The organism is Salinisphaera dokdonensis CL-ES53 (assembly GCF_040361215.1).
In the GTDB taxonomy this organism is placed as follows: Bacteria; Pseudomonadota; Gammaproteobacteria; order Nevskiales; family Salinisphaeraceae; genus Salinisphaera; species Salinisphaera dokdonensis.
The window spans coordinates 691,872-714,259 of record NZ_APND01000001.1 but is presented as its reverse complement, the minus strand read 5'-3'; the positions used below and the strand labels follow the sequence as shown (position 1 = coordinate 714,259).

Below are 22,388 nucleotides of genomic sequence, written 5' to 3'. Positions count from 1 at the left end.
TCATACTTCGAACCGCTTCGAGACCCTGTCATGAACATTCTTCTGCTCAACGGCCAACGCCCGTTCGCTCATTCCAGTGGGCGCCTCAATACCACGCTGCACGACACCGCGATCGAGACGCTCACGGCCCTCGACCATGATCTGCGTACGACCGATATCGACGCCGGCTACGACGTCGCGGCGGAAGTCGAGAAATTCCTCTGGGCGGACGCAATCGTCTACCAGATGCCCGGCTGGTGGATGGGCACGCCGTGGATCGTCAAGCGCTATCTCGACGAAGTGCTCACCGAAGGCCACGGCAGCCTCTATGCCAGTGACGGCCGTAGCCGGCGCGATCCGGATCGCCATTACGGCACCGGCGGCCTGCTGCAGGGCCGTCGCTACATGCTGTCGCTGACCTGGAACGCGCCCCAGGCCGCCTTCGACCGGCTGGATGAATTCTTCGAGGGTCGCGGCATCGACGGCGTCTATTTCCCGTTCCACAAGTCGCAGGAATTTCTTGGCCTCGAAGCGATGCCGACGTTCCTGGCCACGGACGTGATGAAGGCGCCGTCGGTCGATGCCCAGCGGGCCCGTTATCGCGAGCATCTGGTAAGCGTCTTCGGCCAGGCCGAGACCAAGGCCGCGATGTCGGCCTAGCCCGGCCATCTCTGCTGCACGACGCGCGGTTTTCGGTAGTCGCCCGCAGTAGCCGCCGCTACACTCGGGCAAACGAAAACAACGCGTGTCGATAAGCGCGACGAGGGGATGAGACATGGTCGAAAAAGCGGACAGTATTGTCGTAGGTGCAGGTCTGGCGGGGCTGGTCGCCGCCGCGGAGCTGGCCGATGCCGGCAAGTCCGTGCTCATCGTCGAGCAGGAAGGCGAGAACTCGGTCGGCGGCCAGGCGTTCTGGTCGCTGGGCGGGCTGTTCATGATCGACACGCCAGAGCAGCGGCGTATGCGCATCAAGGACAGCCCGGAGCTGGCGATGGCCGACTGGTTGGGCTCCGCCGGTTTCGATCGCCCCGAGGATTACTGGCCGCGCAAGGTCGCCGAGGCTTTCATCGAGTTCTCGGCCGGCGAGATGCGCCCCTGGCTGTACGAACAGGGCATGCGCTGGTTTCCGGTCGTGGGCTGGGCCGAGCGCGGCGGATCGCTGGCCAGCGGCCACGGCAATTCGGTGCCGCGTTTTCATCTCACCTGGGGCACCGGCCCGGGCACGGTCGCGCCCTTCGAGCGGCGCGTGCGCGAACATATGGACGCCGGGCGGATCACGCTCAAATGCCGGCATCAGGTCAGCCGTGTGGTGATGACCGACGGCGCGGCGACCGGCGTGGCCGGCGAGACTCTGGCGCCGAGCACGGTCGAACGTGGTGAACAATCCAGCCGCGAAATTACCGGCGCGTTCGAGTTCAGCGCCGGTGCGGTGCTGGTGACTGCAGGCGGCATTGGCGGCAATCACGAACGGGTGCGTGCCAACTGGCCGGTCGAGCGCCTCGGCGCGGCGCCGGCGAACATGATCTCGGGCGTGCCGCACCATGTGGATGGGCGCATGCTCGAGATCACCAACGAAGCGGGTGCCGCGATCATCAACAACGATCGCATGTGGCACTACACCGAAGGCATCAAGAACTGGAACCCGATCTGGCCGATGCACGGCATCCGCATCATTCCGGGGCCGTCGTCGCTTTGGTTCGATGCGAATGGCCGACGCCTGCCTGCCCCGTGTCTGCCCGGTTTCGATACGCTCTCCACGCTGCGCGAGATTCTGGCCACAGGCCATGATTATTCCTGGTTCGTGCTCACGCAGAAGATCATCGAAAAGGAATTCGCGCTGTCCGGTTCGGAACAGAACCCGGATATGACGTCGCAGCAGTGGCGCGAAGTGCTCAAGAGCCGTCTGTCCAAGGGCGCGCCGCCGCCGGTCGAGGCGTTCAAGGAACACGGCGAGGATTTCATCGTCGCCGACGACATCGGCGAACTGGTGGCCGGCATGAACCGGCTGGCGGGCAACGAGCAGATCGATCGCGCCGCGCTCGAGGCCGAGATCGTCGCCCGGGATCTGCAGATCGACAATGCCTATTCCAAGGATGCTCAGGTGACGGCGATCCACGGCGCGCGCCGCTATATCGGCGACAAGCTGTTCCGGACCGCATCGCCGCACAAGATTCTCGATCCGGCCAACGGGCCGTTGATCGCGGTGCGCCTGCATATCCTTACCCGCAAGACGCTGGGCGGGCTGCATACCAATCTCGATGGCCAGGTTCTGGATGCGACTGGCGAGCCGATCACCGGGCTCTATGCGGCGGGCGAGGTCGCCGGTTTCGGCGGCGGCGGCTATCACGGCTACAACGCGCTCGAAGGCACCTTTCTGGGCGGCTGCATCTTCTCGGGGCGTTGTGCCGGCCGCCATGCGGCGACGATCGTCTAGGGGTCAGTCGAGCCGGCGCAGCGTGACCGGCGCGACGCCGCTGCGGATCATGTCCAGCCGGCTAGCTGCAGCACGGGACAGATCGATGACGCGCCCGCGCACATGCGGGCCGCGGTCGTTGACGCGCACGACCACCGAGCGGCCGTTGTCGTTATTGGTTACGCGCAGCCGCGAGCCCATCGGCAGGCTGCGGTGCGCGGCCGTCAGGCGATTCGCGTCGAAGCGTTCGCCGCTGGCCGTGCGCCGGCCTTGAAAGCGGGCACCGTAGTAGGAGGCTTCGCCGCGCTGGTAGACCGCGGTGTCGCTGCCGGTACCGCGCAGGCTCGCGCAGCCGGCGAGCAGGCATGCGCCCGCAAGCAAGGCAACGAGTAAAATCTGCCGCGTGTGCGGGCCGCAAGTGGTGGCGTAGGCGGTGCCGACAGAGGCTGGGGCGGGCGCGTTCATGGGCGCAAGGCTACCGGTAAAACCCGATCCCGTCCTCGTCGGATCGACATTACGGCGGGGTTCTTGCTTATATGCCTGTGGGCCGAGGGGGCCCGGGGTGCGGCGTCAGGCCACGCGAGAAAGGGGCCGGCGTGAGGAGGTAAGGGTCGATGTATGCGATACAAGATTCTGTTATTTGATCTGGACGGCACACTGACCGATCCGCGTGATGGCATTACCCGCTGCGTGCAGTACGCACTGGCGTGCCAGGGCGTGCAGGTCGATGATCTCGCGACGCTCGAGTGTTTCATCGGGCCGCCACTGAAGCAGTCGTTCATGCGCTTCTACGGCTTCGATGACGCCGGCGCGAGCCAGGCGGTCGATGATTATCGCGAGCGTTTCGGGCGTACCGGCATGTTCGAGAACGTGGTCTACGACGGCATGCGAGAACTGCTGGCCGGACTGCAACGCAGTGGTCGCCAGCTGTTCGTAGCCACGTCCAAGCCGTGGTTCTATGCGCGCCAGATCATCCGTCATTTCGAGCTGGATCCGTTCTTCTGCAGCGTCTATGGCAGCGAACTCGACGGCACGCGTACCGAAAAACAGGCGCTGATCGCGCATATCCTGCGCGCGGAGAAGTTGGCCGCCAGCGATACGCTGATGATCGGCGACCGCTCGTTCGACTTGGTGGGTGCGCGCCATAACGGGGTGGCGAGTGCAGCGGTCGGCTACGGCTACGGCAGCGAAGCCGAGCTGCTGGCCGAGTCGCCGGAGTATTTCTTTCCGACGCTCGAGGTGATGCGGGACACGCTCATGGCCTGTCGAGCCTAGCGGTAATGAGTCGCGCTCTGCCATACGCCGACGTATTGCGATAGGCTTGGATCTTTGTGCCTGCAAGGAACCCATTTCATGTCCGATGACGAAGCGCGTACCCCGTTGTCCCAACTGCTCGCCGCCATGGTGAAAGACGGCGATCTGTCCCGTGTCAGCGTGCCGGCCGACTGGATGCAGGGCCGTGCCATCTACGGCGGCCTGTCGGTCGCGCTGTGCCTGCAGGCCACCTATGACCACCTGGGCGACGATCTGCCGCCGCTGCGGTCCGTGGAATGCAGCTTCATCGGCCCGTCGGGCAGTGACCTCGCAATTCGCCCGACGGTGCTGCGCCGGGGCAAGTCGACCGCTTTCGTGGCTGTGGATCTGCTGAGCGATACCGATATCGCGGCCCGCGCAATCCTGTGTTTCGGCAAGGCGCGCGAGTCGCGGATCGACCACGTCGATTTCGCGGCGCCGCAGGCCGCGGCGCCGGAAGCATGCGAGACTGGCTTCTTCACCGCGGCCGGGCGTCTCGCCCCGAACTTCACCCAGCATTTCGACAGTCGTTTCGTCGGCGGCTCGATGCCCGTCACCGGCTCGGAATCGCCGGAATATCTGGCCTGGATTCGTCACAAGGATACGAAGATCGACCCGGTCATCGTCGGCCTCGCTGCACTCGCCGATGCATTGCCGCCGGCCTCGATGGCGAGCTTCAGCGAGCCGGCGCCGATCAGCACCATGACCTGGCACTTCGATGTGCTCAGCGACGCGCCACAGACCGAGGACGGCTGGTGGCTGAGTTCCAGCCGCGCCGAGTACGCGCGCGACGGCTATTCCTCGCAGGCGATGACGGTATGGAATCGCGCGGGCGAGCCCATGGTGATCGGCCGCCAGAACGTCGCAATTTTTCACTGATCGCCAAGCGTCGCGCCGTATAACGATCGGCATAAAACCGGATGGTCGCTCGCGTGCGGCAGAACTAGAGTAGGAAACGTTCGATTCCTACCGGAGTTCTGCCGCCGTGAGTGACCAGAAGCGACCGAAGCAATCCCAGGCCGAACAGCCGGGCAACGAATCGGCCATGCAGCCGACCCCGGAGATCATCCGCGACAGCTACCGACCGGCCAACAAGCTGCGCGACAAGGTGGCCGTCATCACGGGCGGCGACAGCGGCATCGGTCGCGCCGTGGCAGTGCACTATGCGGCCGAAGGCGCCGACGTGGTGCTCGTGCACCTCGAAGAGGATGACGACGCGGCCGAAACGCAACGCGAAGTGGAACAACGCGGGCGTCGTTGTCGGATCCTGAGAGGTGACGTCGGCGACTCGGACTTTTGCCGCCAGGTTGTGGACGACACGCTCGCCACGTTCGGTCGGATTAATATCCTGGTCAACAATGCTGCAGAACAATACGACTGGGCGGACATCACCGAGATTCCGGAAGAGCAGCTGCTGCGCACCTTTCGGACCAACATCTTCAGCCACTTCCACCTGTGCAAGGCCGCGGTGCCGCATATGGGCGAAGGCGACGTGATCATCGCCACGTCGTCGGTCAATGCCTTCAAAGGTAACGACACGCTGATCGATTATTCTGCGACCAAGGGGGCGATTCAGGGGCTGGTTCGCTCTCTGGCGCAGTCGCTCGCCGCGTGAACGCGGTGGCGCCGGGCCCGGTCTGGACGCCGGTGATCCCTGCCAGTTTCGGTGCCGAAAAACGGCGCACTTCGGTGGCCAGGTCCCGATGGATCGCGCGGCGCAACCCAGCGAAATCGCGCCGGCCTATGTCTATCTCGCCTGCGAGGAGTCGTCCTACATGACCGGCCAGACCTTGCATCTCAACGGCGGAGTGATTCTCAATACCTGAGCGATCCAGGCCCTGGGCTATGGCGCCGCCGTCCTGCGCGATGTGCGGCTCGATCGTCAGCTAACTCGAGTCTTCCATATACCAGTCCCGGTGTTTGACACGCCCGTTTTCTGCTATTTGAGAATGAGTCTTATTTGACCTAAGGTGCGTGTTAAATAATAATTATTCGCATTGATGATCCGCGAGTCGCTACTGGGTTCGGCTGCGGACAAATCACGCCGCGGGTTTTTCAAAGGGAGTTCTGGGGAATGGAAACAAGTTGTTATCGTCTTGCGGCCGCTATTGCTCGGCGGCGTATGCCGCTGTTTACGGTGGTGCTATCTACGACGCTCGGCGTATCGGGTCTTGGACTCGCATCGACGGCTTGGGCGCAGTCGGTCAACGGCGATAACGAACAAGGCGACGCGCAAGGCAGCCTAAGTCTTGGCACGGTAGAAGTGGAATCGACAGTCCCCAATATCTACGCGCCGGTTGATGGCTATAACGTCAAGCGTGAGCGCTCGGCCACCAAGACTGATACGCCGCTATCCAAGACGGCTCAAACCGTATCGGTCATCACCAACGATCAGATTCAGGATCGCCAGGCCGACAGTCTTGCCAACGTGCTTGAGTACGGCTCGGCCGGGGTCAGTGGATCGCCCTTTGGTTTTGAACCGCGCTATACCTTCCTGAGGATTCGTGGTTTCGATGTCAGTGACAATTCCCTCTACCGGGACGGTCTCAAGCTCATCGCGCCCCCGGTGGTTGGAGGGTCCGGTACCGCTGTCACTTATAACTATGAACCCTATGGCGCCGAACGCATTGTAGTGCCCAAGGGGCCGGCTTCCACGCTCTATGGCCAGGCGGCGCCGGGCGGTCTCGTCAACTACGTCAGCAAGCGCCCAACCTTTGAAAAGCGCGGTGAAGTTGGGATCGAATATGGTAGCCACGATCACGTGCAGGGTGAGTTTGATGTCAGCGGCCCAGTAAACGACAGCGATAAAGTTGCTTATCGACTGGTTGGCTTGGCGCGCGACGCCGATACCGCGATCGACTACGTCCAGAACGACCGCGTCTATATTGCTCCGTCGATGACCTGGGCACCCACCGACGCGACCGAGTTGACCTTGCTTGCCAGCTATCAGAAAGATGAAACCAAGAGTTCGCAGGCCTATCCGGCTCGCGGCACCCTGGTCAATAGTGAAAACGGCGAAATTCCGCGTAGCCGGTTTACCGGTGAGCCGGGCCTCGACCGCTACGACCGCACGACGTACATGCTCGGCTACGAGTTCGAGCACACCTTCGACGATCATCTGACTTTTCGCCAGAACGCACGCTATACCGATATTCAGGTGGACGACATCTCGGTCTACGCGTCTGATTTCGACGGCGACCGCACCGTCTCGCGCTCCAACTACAACAACCTCGGCGAACTCGACAGCCTGGTGGTGGATAACCAGTTCCAGATCGACTTCGATAGTGGCGAGCGTCTAGAGCATGTAGTGATCGCCGGTATCGATTATCAGCACGCGAACCTGAAGTCGTTCCAGTCTTTTCAGGCGGCCAGCCCGCTCGATATCTACGACCCGCAATACGGCACCGAGCCGGATATCGACGCGGCCGGGGCGTTCGCCGACCAAAGCGGAACCCAGAATCAGATCGGCTTCTATCTGCAGGATGAGGTCACTTTCGACGAGCGCTGGGTGGCCACGCTCGGTGGTCGCTATGACCGCGCCAGTCGTAGTACCAACGATAATCTAACGGGCACGACCACGACCCAGGACGACAACGAGTTTACTTGGCGTGGGTCGCTGCTCTACGCCGCAGACAACGGGCTATCGCCTTACTTCGCCTACAGCGAAGGCTTTCTGCCATCACTCGGTGCCGATGCCAACGGCAACGCTTATGAGCCGGAAACCTCGACCCAATACGAGGTCGGTGTGAAATACATGCCGGAAAACGCGAACTACGGCGTGACCGTGGCGCTGTTTGATCTCACACGCGAAAACTATCTGACCACCGACCCCAATTTCGTGACCCAACAGGTTGGCGAAGCGCAGTCGCAGGGTGTGGAAGTGGAAGCCGTGGCGAGCCTGACCGAAGGGTTGGATGTCACCGCGAGCTACGCGTATGTCGACGCCGAGATCACTCAAAGCGCGTCGGGCAACGAGGGTAACCGTCCCCAGTTGTCGCCAGAGCACCAGGCGTCGGTCTGGGCCGACTATACGATCCAGAAAGGCGCGCTTGCCGATCTCGGCTTCGGTGCAGGCGTGCGCTACAAGGATTCGATCTTTGGCGACAACGCCAATAGCTCGGAAGTACCAGACGTCACGCTGTTCGACGCAGCGGTGCATTACGACTGGAACAACTATGAATTCGCAGTCAACGCGCGAAACCTGTTCGATAAGAAATATGTGGGTGCGTCCTATGCACGCGGAACCGACGACCCGCCATTCTTCGCCACCTACGGCGAGTCGCGCAGCATCATCGGTTCGGTGAAGTACCGCTGGTAGCGCGATGACCGGGTGTGCCGCGGAGCAGTCGCGGCGCCCCCGGTCCATTGGTCGCGCCAGATGTTGCGCGCGACGACTCATGAACGAGGGGAAAACCCGTGCCCGAAGCGCGGGGCGGACGTTTTTGTCTCGAAAAAGGATGCCGACCCCTATGCGAACCACTCCATCCCGCAGTCCTGTGGCCGATGTAAGCCAGTACGACAACGAGCCCGTGGCCCGTCGCGCGCAGATATTCAACGAACACAATCTCGATCTTTATCGCGATCAGGTCGAACAGGCCGCGGACGCGGTTACAGCTGCCGTTCGGCGAGCGAAGCAGGTGCATAGCGGTGTGCGGCCCAATGAGCTGGCGCCCGCGTTCGAAGCTGTCGATCTCGACGATGCCTGTGGCGACATGCCGGGTGCGCTCGCCGAGTTGCGCCAGCTGTATCTCGATCACGCGGTGTATTTTCATCACCCGCGTTATGCCGCGCATCTGAATTGCCCGGTGCTGGTGCCGTCGGTTGCGGCCGAGGTGGTGCTGAGCGCGATCAACTCGTCGATCGATACCTGGGATCAGAGTGCGGGCGGCACTTTCATCGAGCAGAAGCTGATTGCCTGGACGGCAGAGCGCGCCGGTCTCGGCGAGGCGGCCGACGGCGTGTTCACCAGCGGCGGTACGCAGTCGAATCTGATGGCGATGCTGCTGATGCGCGATGCCTGGTGTGCCCGTGAATACGGCCACGGCGTAGTGCAGAAACAGGGCCTGCCCGCCGAGGCGTCACGCCTGCGCGTGTTTGTTTCGGAGGTCAGCCATTTCAGTCTGTCCAAGGCTGCGGCCCTGTTGGGCCTTGGGCACAACGCAGTTGTCAGCGTCGCCTGCGATGAAGCCAGGCGCATGAGCACGGCCGCTCTCGACGCCGCGATCGTCCAGTGTCGTGCAGAGGGCAATATCCCGATCGCCGTGGCGGCCACCTGCGGCACCACCGACTTCGGAAGCGTCGACGACATGAGCGCCATCGGCGCGATCTGTCGTGCCGAGGGTCTGTGGATGCATGTCGATGCGGCGTATGGTTGTGGCCTGCTGGTGTCGAACCGGCATCGGCACAAGCTGGCGGGCCTCGGGAACGCCGACTCGCTGACCGTCGACTACCACAAGGCTTTCTTCCAGCCGGTCAGTTGCAGCGCGTTCATCGTCAACAACGGCGCGGATCTCGGCCTGATCACCCACCACGCGGATTATCTGAACCCGGCCGAAGCGGCTGCGGCAGGCACGCCGGATCAGGTCAACAAGTCGCTGCAGACGACCAAGCGTTTCGACGCGCTCAAGCTGTGGCTGACCCTGCGCACCATCGGTGCCGATGCCATTGGCGACGCATTCGACGGCGCCGTGGCGCTTGCCCGCGCGACCTACGAACTGATGCTCGCCGAGCCGCGGCTGGAACTGCTGCACCGGCCGGAACTGAGCACGATCGTGTTCCGCTACCGGCCGTGTCTGACCACGTCCGAAGCCGAACTGGACGAACTCAATGCCACGATTCGCGCGCAGCTCGCCCGTGACGGCGAGGCCATGGTTGCCGGCACCAAGGTCGATGGCCGGCGCTACCTGAAGTTCACGCTGCTCAATCCGGCGACCACGGTCGAGCAGATGCGCGAGATTGTCGATCTCGTCGTGACCTACGGCATGGCCAACGATCGCAACGCCCAGTTGATCGCGGCCGTGCCCGCGGCGAACCGGGCGTATCGTCGTCATGGATAAACGCGATACGCATATCCACGACGTGGCCGGTATCGGCATCGGACCGTTCAATCTCGGCCTGGCCGCGCTGGCCGCACCCATCGAGAACCTCGATGCGGTGTTCATCGACGAGAACGATCAGTTCGACTGGCATCCGGGCCTGTTGCTGGAAGGCGCGACCCTGCAGACGCCGTTCATGGCCGATCTGGTCACGCTCGCCGATCCGACCAGCGAATACAGCTTTCTCAACTATCTAAAGCAGACCGGGCGGATCTACGCGTTCTACATTCGCGAGAACTTCTTCATGCTGCGGCGCGAGTACAACCAGTACTGCCGCTGGGTGGCGGAACGGCTGGACAGCCTCGTGTTTTCAACCCGCGTTGTCGCCACGGCTTATGACGGAGCGGCCGGCTGCTATGTGCTGACGCTCGAAGACACGGCCAGCGGCGCGCGCCGCGAACTGCGCGCGCGGTCGCTGGTGCTGGGCAGCGGGCCGAGCGTGCATGTGCCCGAATGCTGTCGCGACCTGGGCGGCTCTGTCGTCCACGCCCGCGAATTCGCCCATGCGCGCGACACGTTGCAGGCCAGCGATTCGATCACCGTGGTCGGCAGCGGCCAGAGCGCGGCCGAGGTGTTCCACGAACTGCTCGCCGATCAGGAACGCCACGGCTATCGGCTGGACTGGTTCACCCGCTCGCCGCGTTTCTTTTCGCTCAACTACGACAAGCTCACCCTGGAGATGACATCGCCGGAATATGTCGACTACTTCCACGGCCTGTCGGAACACCGCCGCCACAAGCTCGGCGAGGAACACAAGGCGCTCTACAAGGGCATCGACGAGTCGCTGATCAACGCGATCTACGATCTCATGTACGAGCGCGATGTCGCCGGCACACTGAATGTCGGCCTGCAGGCCAACGTCGAGCTGCGCGATGCGCGTCAGCAGTCCGGCATCGACGCCATCGAACTGGATTTCTTCCAGCACGAGCAGGGCGCGGCGTTCACGCATCGAAGCAATTCAGTCGTTCTCGCCACCGGCTTTGCCTATCGCGTGCCGGACTATGTTGCCGGCATCGCCGATCGTATCCGCTGGGATGACCAGGGCCGCTTCGACGCGTCGCGCCACTATGCGGTCGATCACGACAACGCCGAGATCTTCGTGCAGAACGCCGAGATTCATACCCATGGTTTCGTGACTCCGGATCTGGGCATGGCCTGCTATCGCAACGCCTGCATCCTGCGTGCGCTCACCGGCGTCGAGCATTACCCGATCGAGCGGCGTATCGCCTTTCAGCATTTCGCCGTGGGCGAGCCGGACACGCCGGCTTCGGATCGTCGACGCACACCGGCCTGACGCGGGGCGTATCGACCCCGGTCACTTTTTTTCAACGCAACGAGGAGACGAGCTTGAGCGATACCTGCGTTCTTCAGGCCCGCCAGATTCCCGGTATCGGCGAACTGGCGATCGTGCCGTTCGATATCGAGCGGCATGCGCCGACGGCCCATGCTTGGCTGCGCAGCGACCATGCCCGTTTCTGGGGCATGCAGTCGCTCACGGCGCAGCAGGTTCGCGATTACTTTGCAGACCTCGCCGCGTCCCGCGATTTCGATGCCTTCATTGGCCTGCACGACGGCCGGCCGACGTTCCTGATGGAACGCTATGCGCCGGCTGCGGAAGCCATCGGTGCCCACTACGACGTCCAGCCCGGTGATATCGGTATGCATGTGCTCGTCGCCCCGGCCGACAAGCGCATTCCCGGTTTCAGCTGGACGGTATTCGTCCAGATCATGGATTTCCTGTTCAGCGATCCCGCGGTCGAACGCGTTGTGGTCGAGCCGGACGTGGCCAACGCAGGCATCCATCCCATCAATAGCCGCGCTGGTTTTGTCTATCACCGCGAGGTCGAATTGCCAGGCAAGACCGCCTGGTTCGCGACCTGCACGCGGGAAGATTACGCCGCGGCGCTCAGCGCTTCTCTTTAAAGGATTCCCCAGATGACCCGTATGCCGATCACTGCGACCGAACAGGCCGTCGCCCATCTCGACCCCGCGACCTGGGCCGCCGCCAACACCCGTATGGTTATGAAGATGATCAGCGAGTTCTGCCACGAATTGCTGATCACGCCCGTGGCCACGGATGCCGAGCGCGGCACCTATACGCTCCGCCCCGAGAACAGCGGCGCGTGTTATCGCTTCACCGCGCGCGTGCTCGAACTCGAGCACTGGCATATCGAACCGGGAACGCTGGAAAAAACGGTGGATGGCCAGCCCGCGGCGCTGGATGCCGTGACCCTGATCACCGAACTGCAGGATAGTCTGGGCATCGGGCCGGGCGCGTTGCCGATCTATCTGGAAGAGATCACCGCCACGCTCTACAGCATCGCCTACAAGATCGCCCACGGCGGCCCACGTGCGGCCGATTTCGTTGATGGCGATTTCCAGCAGATCGAAGCCGCGATGACGGAAGGCCATCCTGCATTCGTCGCTAACAGCGGGCGCATCGGTTTCGACAGCGTCGACTATCGCGCCTACACGCCGGAAGCCGCAGCGCCCATCCGGCTCGTCTGGGTCGCGGCGCACAAATGCCGGGCCGAGTTCGCCTGCAGTTCAGAACGCAGCTATGCCAGTCATATGGCTGACGAGCTGGACGATGCCAATCGTGCGGCCTTCGCCGAGCGGCTGGCCGAGCGTGGTCTGGATGCCGGCGACTATCTGTTCATGCCGGTGCACCCCTGGCAATGGCACAACAAGCTGGTCTATCTGTTTGCCGGCGAGATCGCCTCGCAGCATCTGGTCTATCTCGGCTTCGGTCAGGACGCCTACCAGGCTCAGCAATCCATTCGTACGCTGTTCAACCGCGACAATGCGACGCGCTGCTACGTGAAGATGGCGTTGTCGATTCTCAACATGGGTTTCACCCGCGGCCTGTCGCCGTATTACATGCGCGGCACGCCCGAGATAAACGACTGGATCGATCAGCTCGTGCGCGGCGACGCTTACCTGCAAAGCAAGGGCTTTTCAATCCTGCGCGAGGTCGCCTCCATCGGCTACCGGCATCCGCAGCTCGAGGCTGCCGCGCCCAAGACCGACGCCTACAACAAGATGTTGGCCGCACTCTGGCGGGAAAGCCCGTACAACCAGATCCAGCCGGGTCAGCGGCTGATGACCATGGCCGCGTTATTGCACCGCGATGCCGACGACGCGTCCGTGATCGGCGCGCTCATCGACGCGTCACCGCTCGATATCGATGCCTGGCTGGCGCGTTATCTCGACGCCTACATGGGGCCGCTGCTGCACTGTTTCTTTGCGCACGATCTCGTGTTCATGCCGCATGGTGAGAACATCATTCTGGTGCTCGAAGGCAACGTACCGGTTCGCGCGATCATGAAGGACATCGCCGAAGAGGTGGGCATCATGAACACCGAAGTCGATCTGCCCGGCGAGGTGGCGCGGTTGTCGGTCGAGGTGCCCGAAGAGCTGAAGGTGCTCAGTCTGTTCACCGATCTGTTCGACCTGATCTTTCGCTATATCGGCGCCATCCTGCATACCGAGCGCGGCTACCCGCAGCAGGCGTTCTGGCAGCAGGTCGCCAACTGCGTGCACAACTATCAGCAGGCCCACCCGCAGTTCGCTGACAAGTTCGAGAAGTACGACCTGTTCGCAACCGACTTCAAGCGCTCCTGTCTCAACCGCCTGCAGCTGCGCAACAACGCCCAGATGATCGATCTCGACGACCCGGCCGGTAACCTGCAGTTCGCCGGTACGCTGGCCAACCCGATCGCCGCCGGGGCGGGGCGCGCCGCCGGCGGCTGAACGGGACGCGCGCGGCTCAGGTCACCCAGGCCTGGGCCGTGTCGCGTGCGTCGAAGCGAAATGTCTGGCATTCCATCTTCGGCGTGAGCTTGTCGATCACCGTGGTGGCGGTGCGCACGCCCTCGACATCGGTGACGACGGCGAGCCGATCGAAGCGATCCCAGTGCTTGATCGCGTCCTTGAGCTCGTTGAACACCGTCGAGGCGCCCATGCCGCCCAGCGATTTGATTTCGATATAGAGACGCAGGGTGTCGTGCGTGGCGAGGCGTTTCTCCAGATCCGAGAGCACGTTCGCAAAGTCCCGGGAATTGATCTCGCCATCGATTTCGAGCGGTACGACATGATCGACGTCGGGTTCGAAAGGTGCGATTCGCAGCATTGTGTTTCCACGATCTATGAATAAAGCGCCACGCTAACAGATGATTTTCGAGCAAGTCGCGGGGCGATCGTGGCTCTTCCGGCGCACAGCCGTTGCGCCGAGCACGACGCTCGTGCGTTCGTTGGCGATCACTCGCAAACCTGCGCTATGGTCGAAACCATGAGTGAAACGGCAATAGGGCATTACCTGCTTAAACGGCTTTCGGAGCTGGGTGTGGCCCATGTGTTCGGCGTGCCGGGCGATTACGTGCTCGGTTTCTACGACCAGATGACCCACAGCGATGTGGCGCATATCGGCACCACGCGCGAGGACACGGCGGCGTTCGCCGCCGACGGCTATGCCCGCTGCAACGGCCTGGGCGCGCTTGCGGTGACCTACGGCGTGGGTGCTTTGAGCGTGGTCAATGCGGTTGCCGGGGCTTATGCGGAATCTGCGCCGGTCGTCGTGATCAGTGGCGCGCCGGGCACCAACGAGATTCAGAACGATCCGATGCTGCATCACCGCTTCGGGCCGTTCACTTTCCAGCGCGAGATCTTCGAACGCATCACCTGTGCGACCGCCGTGATCGACGATCCGGTGCTCGCCTTTCGCCAGATCGATCGCGCGCTCGCGGCCGCGCTGCGGCATCGCAAGCCGGTGTATATCGAGCTGCCGCGCGATCTGGTCGAACAGCCGGGCGTCACGGTCGCGGCGCCGCCCGACGAGCAGATGGAAACCCGCGACGAGGCCGCGCTTGCCGAAGCGGTTGCCGAGACGGCCGAACTATTGGCGCATTCCAAATCGCCGGTGGTTATCGCCGGCGTCGAGATTCACCGGCGCGGTCTGCAACAGCCGCTGCTGGATTTCATCGAGCAGACGAATCTGCCGATCGCCGCCACGCTCACCGGCAAATCGGTGATCCGCGAACGCCACCCCAACTATCTGGGCATCTACAGCGGCGCGCTGAGCAACGACGACGCCCGCCGTGTGGTCGAGGATTCCGACTGCATCCTCATGCTCGGAATGACGCTCAACGATATCGATACCGGCGGCTACACCATCCAGCTCAACCCGCAGCAGATGATCCGCGCCACCCAGGGCGACGTGTTCATCCGCCATCATCGCTATCCGGGCGCGCCGCTCGGCGATTTCCTCGGCCGGCTCGGCGAAGCGACGCAGCCGCGCAGCGAAGAATTGCCCGCGTTCACGACCGGTCCGCAGGCGACCAATTTTCCAGAGAAGGACCGTGCGATGACCATCGCGCGGCTGATCGGCCGCCTCAACGCCATGCTCACGCCGGACATGATGGTGGTCTGCGATACCGGCGACTGCCTGTTCGCCGGCGTGGAACTGCGCGTGCATGATCAGACTGAATTCCTCGCCTCGGGCTATTACACGACCATGGGTTACGCGGTACCGGCCGCGCTCGGTGCCCAGATCGCGCGGCCGCAGCGGCGGGCGTTGATCCTGGTCGGCGACGGCGCCTTTCAGATGACCGGCACGGAGTTGGTCAGCCATTGTCGCCAGGGCCTGGCACCGATCGTGATCGTGTTCAACAACCGCGGCTATTCCACGGAGCGCTTCATTCTCGACGGGCCGTTCAACGATATTCCGGAATGGCAGTTCCATCGTCTGGGCGAGCTGTTCGGCCCGCTGGATGGCTACAACGCGCCGGATGAGCCGGCCTTCGAAGAAGCGCTGGCCGCCGCAGTGGCGAACACCGACACGGCCAGCATTATCAACGTGCGCTTGGAACCGCGCGATGCGTCGCCGGCCATGCAACGCCTCGGCGCGCATCTCAAGGAAAGACTCGGGCGCGAGGACTGAACCCGCGGCGAGGATGTCGCGCGCCCTGGTTCAGGGGCGCGTGATCGAGGTCTACTGCGCTGCTTCGCGCGGCCCGCGACTGGCAATACCCACGCCGGCCGCCGCGACCAGCATCCCTGCGACCTGGAGGCCATTGAGCGTCTCGCTGAACAGCAGGTAGGCCAGTACGGCCACGACCGGCGGCACCAGATAGAACAGCGACGCCACGCTGGCGACCGAGCCGCGACGGATAAGAAACAGCAGCAGCGAGATCGCGCCCACCGATAACCCCAGCGACGACCAGAGCAGGCCGACCCAGTTCTGCCACACCATCTCGAAACGGCCGTCTTCCGTGAGCAGCATGACCGGGATCGTCACCACGGCCGCGCCGATGAACTGCACTGCGGCATTGGTGCGGATGTCCGCCGCCGCCCCGGTGCGTTTCTGCCAGATCGTGCCCAGCGTGATGCCGAGCATGGCCGCGAACACGGCTACGAGCGGGCCTGGCGAGATGTCCTGCACGTCGACCGCGAGTCTTGGCTCGAGCACGAGCAGGGCACCGCCGAAGCCGAGCACGATTCCTATCCACTTGCGTGCGCCGACGGTTTCGCCGAGTAGTGGAAAAGCGAGCAGGGCGGTCAGCAACGGTTGCAGACCGACCACGAGCGCGGCGATGCCGGCCGGCAGGCCGTGACTTACCGCCCAGAACACGCCGCCAAGATAGATGCCCTGCAGCAGCACACCGGCAATCAGCGCATTGGCCCAGGCTCGCACGCCACGCGGCCAGGGCGCACCGACTGCCGCGGCAATCGCCACGAAGGCAGCAACCGTCAGCAGATAGCGGTAGCAAAGAAAGGTCAGCGGGTCCGAGTGCGGCACCACCAGCCGCGCGGCGATAAAGCCGGTCGACCAGATCAGTACGAAGAACAGCGGTAGTAGGCGTTCGAGCATCAGTGTCGCGCCGCCGGGATTGCCGCGGCGGCGAGCGTGTCAGGTCGCATTGTGCTCAGTCCGTGTCGGCGCTGGTTGCCCAGTTGGGCATCAGGTCGTTGCTGGGCTGTTCCTTGTCGAGCAGCTTGTGCGCGGTTGCGATACCAGCGATCGGCAGGCCAGTCGGGTCCAGCTTGCCGATCTGGACCAGCAGCGAGGCCTGATCCCAGTAGATATGCTCGTTGTAGAGCTTGTCGCCACGGAAGGCGACGATCACCACGAACGGGATCTCGACGTACTTGCCGGTTGGTTTGATGCCGGGTAGCAGCCAGTCGATTTCGCAGTCGTGGGTGAAGCAAAGCACGAACTCATCGACCATGCGGTCGACGCCGACGGTGCGCGAGATGGGCTTCATCTGCAGATCGGCCGGGTTCTTCGGAATGAAGTGGTGCTTGTAGAAGCGCTTGAGTTTTTCGTAGCCGGTGCCGCCGGTCATGGTCGGCACGTGGTTCACATACGGCTCTGCGACCATGGTCTTCATGGTTTCGTCCACGTCGCGGGCGGCGAACTCCAGCTCGAAGTGATGGTCGGCGAGGGCGGCCAGATCGTAATGCGGCCCGAGGGCTGCGCGCAGCACGGCCAGCGTGCGCGTATGCGCCAGCCGCGCCGCGCCGGGGTTGTAGTGGTCGTTGCCCCAGCGGTTGAACGCGTGATCGGCGTTGTCGTAGACGAAGATCTGCACGTCGTCACGATTGTCGAAGGCCGCGCGGATGTTCTGGATCGTCTCCGGCGGAGAGAACTTGTCCAGCCCGCCGAAATGCAGGGCCATCGGGCAGCGGATCTGATCGGCGAGGTCGAGTGAATCGTCGATGCCGACACCGTAGTACCCCACCGCGGCATCGACATCGCAATGCGCGGCCGCGAGATAAGCCAGTTTGCCACCCAGGCAGAAGCCGACCACGCCCACGCCGCCGGTATTGTCGTCGGCGACCACCGTGTCCATCGCGCGAGCGGCCGTTACGGTCGCGCCGATATCGGCCACCGTGCGGTCCACGTCCAGGCGCTGGAAATAGCCGAAAGCCTGTTCGAAATCGGCCGGTTCGTAGCCGAGTTCGATGCCTGCCTCGAACTGGTGGAATAGATCCGGCGCGATGGCGACATAACCTTCCTCCGCATAGAAGTCGCAGACCTCGCGGATGTGCTTGTTCACACCGAAGATTTCCTGCAACACGATCACCGCCGGTCCGTAGCCGCACTCGGGCCGAGCGCGATAGGCATCGAAACGGCTGCCGTCAGGGGCATCGATTGTGATCGTGTCGGCGGTCATGCGAATTCTCTTGGTTAGGGCGTGTTGCCGTTTCATACGAGCCCGCGTTGGAGTCCAAAAAAAGCGTCAGACAAGGCGCGAGTCGCCGGTCGTGGCGTGCCACGATCAAGATTCGCAACGCTGTATGACGCTTTTTTTGGCCCAACCCGTCGGGACGACGGTCATTGAGCCGCAATACGGTGTTGTCGCGCACTTACTGTGGCTCGCTACACCACGCACACGACGCCTTGTCTTGCGGCTCAATGATCGTCGGCGCGGGTTCGTATGAAACGGCAACACGCCCTGATACAACGGCGTCGCATTATCGAGGCAGGACGGAATCGGTGCAAAGTCCTGAATCCGCACGACGGGCCGCTGGCGGTTAATTATCAAATGATCAATAAATAGTATAAAGTGATCATATGAGTTACACGCGAGGTCGACACCATGGCTTCCCAGGCTGCTGAACGGCTCGACACAAGCCCCGATATCCACGATGCGCAACTGCGCCGGCGGATGAGCCCGGGCGCGCTACGGACCTGGTTCGGGATCGCCAAACAATGGGCGCTCACCGACGTGCAGGCCGCGCGCCTGCTGGGCACACCGGCAAGCACCTATCGACGCTGGAAGCGCAGGCCCGACGTCACGCTCGACGTCGGCCAGATCGAGCGCTTGTCGCTGTTGCTGGGGATCTACAAGGGGCTGGAGATGCTGCTGCCGCGGGCGGATGCCGCCGATGCCTGGGTCAAGCGACCGAACAGCAACCCGATCTTCGGCGGCGCGACGCCGCTGGAACGCATGCTTGCCGGCCATATCGAGGATCTGGCGATCGTGCGCCGCCATCTGGATGCCGAGCGCGGCGGCTGGGCATGACGCGGCCGCGTCCAAATGATTTTCCGACGACTCGGGTCGACTGGCGGCCAAGCCACCGGATCGTGCCGTCGCGCTTCCCGCCGCGCGGACTGTTCGACCGGGTATCTGACCCGGCCGATCTGGAAGCCACGATCGCGGTCGAGTCGCTGACCAATGACCGCCTGCGCGACGAAGTCGGCGATCTCGCACTCGTGCCGCAAAATGAGCGGCTCGCCGGGCCGGGTACGACGCCGGTCATGGCTGCGTTTACACATCTCAATCCGGCCGGCTCGCGGTTTTCGGACGGCACTTTCGGCGTGTTCTATGCCGCGCATAGCGAAGCCACCGCCGTACGCGAGACCGTGTTTCATCGCGAGCGTTTTCTTGCCGACAGCGCGCAGCCGCCGATGACCGTGGAGATGCGGGTCTATCACGTCGACGTGACCGGCGATTTGCGTGATCTGCGCGCGGATAGCGCCACCGTACAACCGCTGCTCGACGCTGATGACTACCATGTCCCACAGGCGTTTGGCGGCGCGGAGCGGTCCGCCGGTAGCAACGGCATCGTCTACCCGAGCGTGCGCGATCCGCACGGCGAGTGCGTGGCGATATTCAGGCCGCGCGTGCTGGCGCCGGCGGTGCAGGGCCGGCATTTCGGCTATATCTGGAACGGCGAGCAAATCACGGACGTGGTCACTCTCGGTGAAAGTGGTATCGCGCCGCACGGTTGAACGTCCGTGACGGCCCGGGTCGGTTAGAACTTCACCGGTCGCTTGTCGAGCTTGCGCTGCAGGGTGCGCCGGTGCAGGCCGAGGCTTCGTGCGGCTTCCGAGATATTGCCATCGTGCTCGGCCAGCACGCGCTGAATATGTTCCCACTCGAGACGCTTGAGCGACATGCGTTGCTCGGGTGATTCGACGGGTGTATCCGCGCCATCGTCGCCGAGCGCGGCAATTACCGCCGGGGCATCGACTGGCTTGGCGAGATAGCCCACCGCGCCGCGCTGCATGGCGCTCACGGTAGTGGCGATGCTTGCATAGCCGGTCAGCACGGTAACGCGCAGACCGGGTGCGGCCTCGATCAGGGGTGTGATCAGATCCAGTCCCGACACCTCGCAGTTCAGGTTGAGATCGAGCACGGCATGGGTCGGCGCCCAGTCGTTGGCGCGTGCCAGTGCCTCGTCGGGCGTATGGGCCGTGGCAATGACCAGGCCGCGGCGCCCGAGCGCGCGGGCGAGGGCGTCGGTGAAGGTGGTGTCGTCGTCGATGAGCAGTACGCGCATCGCGCTGGCGTCGGCCTTGTTCATTCGGGCGTTGTCCCGGCGTCGAGCGGCAGGCTCACCAGGGTGCGCGTGCCGCGGCCGTCGCGGCGCCTGAGGCTGACTTCGCCGCCGACACGTTCGAGGCTGACGTGTGACAGGATCAGGCCGAGGCCCTGGCCGTCGGGCTTGGTCGAGAATCTCAGCCGCCCGGCGCGGGCCGTGTCGTGCTCGGCGATGCCCAGGCCTTCGTCGTCGATGGTGACCTGCAGCACGTCGTGTTCGCGCGTGGCCGAGACGGCAACCCGCGCACTGCCGTTCACCAGCGATGCATCGGCGGCATTGTTGAGCAGGTTGATCAGCGACTGGCTCAATGCCGTGCGATCGGTTATCGGGGCGCTGTCCAGCGCCGGGCCCAGATCGAGCCGCGCCTGAATTTCCGGACGCATGACGCGCCAGCGCTCGATTATCGCGCGCAGCCATACGGCCAGATCGACCGGCTGGGTTTCTGCATCGCGGTCCGGTTGCTCCGCCGCGCCAAGCAGCTGGGTGATCTGGAGTTTGCACAGCCCGATCTGCTGGTCGAGCAATTCGAGATCGGGCCGAAGCGCCAGGTCGTCGGCATAGGCCTCGCGCAGTTCGGATACCACTACCGCCATGGTGGACAGCGGCGTGCCCAGTTCGTGGGCGGCGCCGGCCGCGAGCGCACCGAGCGACGTGATCTGCTCGTTGCGCAACATCTGCTCGCGTGCCTCGGCCAGCGCCAGATCGCGGCGCCGCACGGTGGCCGCCATACCGGTCACGAAGATCACCAGCAGCGCTGCCGAGACCATGAACGTCGCCCACATGCCGAGCACGTGCATGGTGAATCCGCCATGCATGGCATGTGGCGGCACGAGGAACTGGAGCAGCAGAGCGGTATAGGCGCTCGCTGCCACCAGGGCGATCAGCCACGCGAGGGCACGCGGCAGGCTGGCCGCTGCGATCGCGATCGGCACGAGGTATAGCGATACGAACGGGCTGGACGAGCCGCCGGCCCAGTACAGGAGCGCGCTGAGCGCGAGCGTGTCGAACACCAGATGCGCGAACAGCTCGGCTTCGGTGGCCGGGCGTGGGCGACGCAGACTCCATCCGATGAGCGCGTTGATCGCCGCCAGTACCGTGATGCTGGCCAATAGCGGGCCAGAACGGGTTTCCACGCCCGGCGTGAGTGCCGCTGTCGCGATCGCGGCGAGCACAAACACGACCGCGCCCCAGCGCAGGCGATGCAGCCAGGTGAGCAGTTTGACGGGCGTCAGCCGGGAAACAGCCTGCATGGGCGATGGGTCGGCAAGCGAGACGCGCAGGATACCGCCATGCGCGCGATCGGCGGTATCGGCGCGACAATATGTCGCAGGCGCCTGTTCGCGTCAGGCCTTGCCGCGTTCGGACAGGCTGATGCCGCCGAGCACCAGCAGCAGCGCGACGACATGGAACAGATGCAGGGTCTCGCCCAGCAGTACGATCGAAAACAGCGTGCCGAAGATGGGCACGAGGTTGATGAAAATCCCCGCGCGGTTGCTGCCGATGAGCTCGTTGCTCCAGATGAAGCAGCTTTGTGCAATCAGGCCTGGGAACAGGGCCGCGAAGAGCACCACCGCGCTGCCTTGCAGATCGGGCGCGATAGTCGCGCCGCGCAGGCCTTCCCATAACGCGAACGGGAGCGCGCCCACCGATGCGGCTATACAGATCACGGTGATGAAACTCAGCCAGTGCATCGGCGGCTTGAAGCGCAGCGCGAAGGTGTAGCCGCCGTAGCAGAGAATGGCGAGCAGCATAAGTGCATCACCGCGGTTCAGGTCGAGATGCAGCAGCTGCGAAAGCTGGCCGTTAGATACCGCGAGCGCGACGCCGAGCACTGTCATCACGAAGCCGATCAACTGCGTACGCCGCGCGGCATGGCGCAGCACGAGGAAGTTGAGCGCAAAGATCACCATCGGCATGCCGGCCTGCTCGATCACCACATTGATCGTGCTGGTGTAGTTCAGGGCGCTGTAAAGCGCGGCGTTGAAGCAGCCGAGGCCGATACCGCCGAAGGCCAGTAGCCGCCAGAAATGCTGTCGGATCTGCGGCCAGTCGCGTTTGAGATACGGCCAGGCGAACGGCAGGGCGACGAGACCGGCAGTCAGCCAGCGCAACTGGGTCAGTAGCAGCGGGCTGATATGACCCACGGCCAGTTTGCCCGCGACCGCGTTCGCGCCCCAGCACATGGTGGTCAGCAGCAGCAGACCGTAGGCGAGTCCGATACGGGGTGCACGCGTGTCCATACAGGTCAGGCGGTTATCGTTATGCGAGCGATAGCGCCG

The 22,388-nt window shown here is 63.6% G+C and carries 19 protein-coding genes and 1 pseudogene; 13 read left to right on the top strand and 7 right to left on the bottom strand.

What is annotated here, in order from left to right:
- The first annotated feature begins 30 nt into the window (after nucleotides 1–30).
- Together SADO_RS03290 and SADO_RS03285 are read left to right on the top strand one after the other, a co-directional pair.
- Nucleotides 31–639 (top strand): NAD(P)H-dependent oxidoreductase, encoded by a 609-nt coding sequence (locus SADO_RS03290; protein ID WP_353109187.1) that lies wholly within the window; start codon nucleotides 31–33, stop codon nucleotides 637–639.
- A gap of 115 nt (nucleotides 640–754) precedes the next feature.
- Entirely contained in the window at nucleotides 755–2,413 is a 1,659-nt protein-coding gene (locus SADO_RS03285) for an FAD-binding dehydrogenase (RefSeq protein ID WP_353109185.1), read from the top strand.
- Nucleotides 2,414–2,416: 3 nt separating this feature from the next.
- On the opposite strand, the gene SADO_RS03280 is transcribed toward SADO_RS03285, so the two are convergent.
- Entirely contained in the window at nucleotides 2,417–2,857 is a 441-nt protein-coding gene (locus SADO_RS03280; protein WP_353109183.1) for a septal ring lytic transglycosylase RlpA family protein, read from the bottom strand.
- 153 nt (nucleotides 2,858–3,010) lie between these two features.
- Between SADO_RS03280 and SADO_RS03275 the strand changes: the two genes are divergently transcribed.
- From SADO_RS03275 to SADO_RS03240, 8 genes and pseudogenes are all read left to right on the top strand, one after another.
- Nucleotides 3,011–3,667 carry an HAD hydrolase-like protein gene (locus tag SADO_RS03275; protein WP_353109182.1) on the top strand — a complete coding sequence of 219 codons (657 nt, stop codon included), beginning with the start codon at nucleotides 3,011–3,013 and terminating at the stop codon, nucleotides 3,665–3,667.
- 78 nt (nucleotides 3,668–3,745) lie between these two features.
- Complete coding sequence (locus tag SADO_RS03270; RefSeq protein WP_353109180.1) at nucleotides 3,746–4,564, top strand: thioesterase family protein; 819 nt, start codon at nucleotides 3,746–3,748, stop codon at nucleotides 4,562–4,564.
- Nucleotides 4,565–4,670: 106 nt separating this feature from the next.
- A pseudogene (locus tag SADO_RS03265) lies at nucleotides 4,671–5,511 on the top strand (SDR family oxidoreductase).
- Nucleotides 5,512–5,759: 248 nt separating this feature from the next.
- Entirely contained in the window at nucleotides 5,760–8,003 is a 2,244-nt protein-coding gene (locus tag SADO_RS03260) for a TonB-dependent siderophore receptor (RefSeq protein ID WP_353109179.1), read from the top strand.
- A 151-nt stretch (nucleotides 8,004–8,154) separates the two neighbouring features.
- Nucleotides 8,155–9,741, top strand: coding sequence for a pyridoxal phosphate-dependent decarboxylase family protein (locus SADO_RS03255; RefSeq protein ID WP_353109178.1), 1,587 nt, complete (start codon nucleotides 8,155–8,157; stop codon nucleotides 9,739–9,741).
- On the top strand, nucleotides 9,734–11,074 hold the full coding sequence (locus SADO_RS03250; RefSeq protein ID WP_353109176.1) for a lysine N(6)-hydroxylase/L-ornithine N(5)-oxygenase family protein: 1,341 nt from the start codon (nucleotides 9,734–9,736) through the stop codon (nucleotides 11,072–11,074). Before SADO_RS03255 ends, SADO_RS03250 begins: the two co-directional genes overlap by 8 nt.
- 53 nt (nucleotides 11,075–11,127) lie before the next feature.
- Nucleotides 11,128–11,703 (top strand): GNAT family N-acetyltransferase, encoded by a 576-nt coding sequence (locus SADO_RS03245; RefSeq protein WP_353109174.1) that lies wholly within the window; start codon nucleotides 11,128–11,130, stop codon nucleotides 11,701–11,703.
- Between the two features lie 12 nt (nucleotides 11,704–11,715).
- Nucleotides 11,716–13,533 carry an IucA/IucC family protein gene (locus SADO_RS03240; protein ID WP_353109173.1) on the top strand — a complete coding sequence of 606 codons (1,818 nt, stop codon included), beginning with the start codon at nucleotides 11,716–11,718 and terminating at the stop codon, nucleotides 13,531–13,533.
- 16 nt (nucleotides 13,534–13,549) lie between these two features.
- Here SADO_RS03240 and SADO_RS03235 read toward each other — a convergent pair whose 3' ends face one another.
- A complete protein-coding gene (locus SADO_RS03235) occupies nucleotides 13,550–13,912 on the bottom strand; it encodes a SpoIIAA family protein (RefSeq protein WP_353109171.1) in 363 nt (120 codons plus the stop codon).
- Nucleotides 13,913–14,071: 159 nt separating this feature from the next.
- Between SADO_RS03235 and SADO_RS03230 the strand changes: the two genes are divergently transcribed.
- Nucleotides 14,072–15,718 (top strand): alpha-keto acid decarboxylase family protein, encoded by a 1,647-nt coding sequence (locus SADO_RS03230; RefSeq protein ID WP_353109169.1) that lies wholly within the window; start codon nucleotides 14,072–14,074, stop codon nucleotides 15,716–15,718.
- Between the two features lie 51 nt (nucleotides 15,719–15,769).
- Here SADO_RS03230 and SADO_RS03225 read toward each other — a convergent pair whose 3' ends face one another.
- Together SADO_RS03225 and SADO_RS03220 are read right to left on the bottom strand one after the other, a co-directional pair.
- The gene (locus SADO_RS03225) at nucleotides 15,770–16,648 is read right to left on the bottom strand and encodes a DMT family transporter (protein ID WP_353109167.1); all 879 of its coding nucleotides are present in this window, start codon (nucleotides 16,646–16,648) and stop codon (nucleotides 15,770–15,772) included.
- 55 nt (nucleotides 16,649–16,703) lie between these two features.
- Nucleotides 16,704–17,954 (bottom strand): dienelactone hydrolase family protein, encoded by a 1,251-nt coding sequence (locus tag SADO_RS03220; RefSeq protein ID WP_353109165.1) that lies wholly within the window; start codon nucleotides 17,952–17,954, stop codon nucleotides 16,704–16,706.
- A 426-nt stretch (nucleotides 17,955–18,380) separates the two neighbouring features.
- Between SADO_RS03220 and SADO_RS03215 the strand changes: the two genes are divergently transcribed.
- A complete protein-coding gene (locus SADO_RS03215) occupies nucleotides 18,381–18,806 on the top strand; it encodes an antitoxin Xre/MbcA/ParS toxin-binding domain-containing protein (protein WP_353109164.1) in 426 nt (141 codons plus the stop codon).
- Nucleotides 18,803–19,516, top strand: a complete 714-nt coding sequence (locus tag SADO_RS03210; RefSeq protein WP_353109162.1) for an RES family NAD+ phosphorylase — start codon at nucleotides 18,803–18,805, stop codon at nucleotides 19,514–19,516. Before SADO_RS03215 ends, SADO_RS03210 begins: the two co-directional genes overlap by 4 nt.
- Before the next feature lie 23 nt (nucleotides 19,517–19,539).
- Here SADO_RS03210 and SADO_RS03205 read toward each other — a convergent pair whose 3' ends face one another.
- The 3 genes from SADO_RS03205 to SADO_RS03195 form a co-directional block, all read right to left on the bottom strand.
- The gene (locus tag SADO_RS03205) at nucleotides 19,540–20,091 is read right to left on the bottom strand and encodes a response regulator transcription factor (RefSeq protein ID WP_353109160.1); all 552 of its coding nucleotides are present in this window, start codon (nucleotides 20,089–20,091) and stop codon (nucleotides 19,540–19,542) included.
- The gene (locus tag SADO_RS03200) at nucleotides 20,088–21,359 is read right to left on the bottom strand and encodes an ATP-binding protein (RefSeq protein WP_353109158.1); all 1,272 of its coding nucleotides are present in this window, start codon (nucleotides 21,357–21,359) and stop codon (nucleotides 20,088–20,090) included. Before SADO_RS03200 ends, SADO_RS03205 begins: the two co-directional genes overlap by 4 nt.
- 93 nt (nucleotides 21,360–21,452) lie before the next feature.
- Complete coding sequence (locus SADO_RS03195; protein ID WP_353109157.1) at nucleotides 21,453–22,349, bottom strand: DMT family transporter; 897 nt, start codon at nucleotides 22,347–22,349, stop codon at nucleotides 21,453–21,455.
- Between the last annotated feature and the right edge of the window lie 39 nt (nucleotides 22,350–22,388).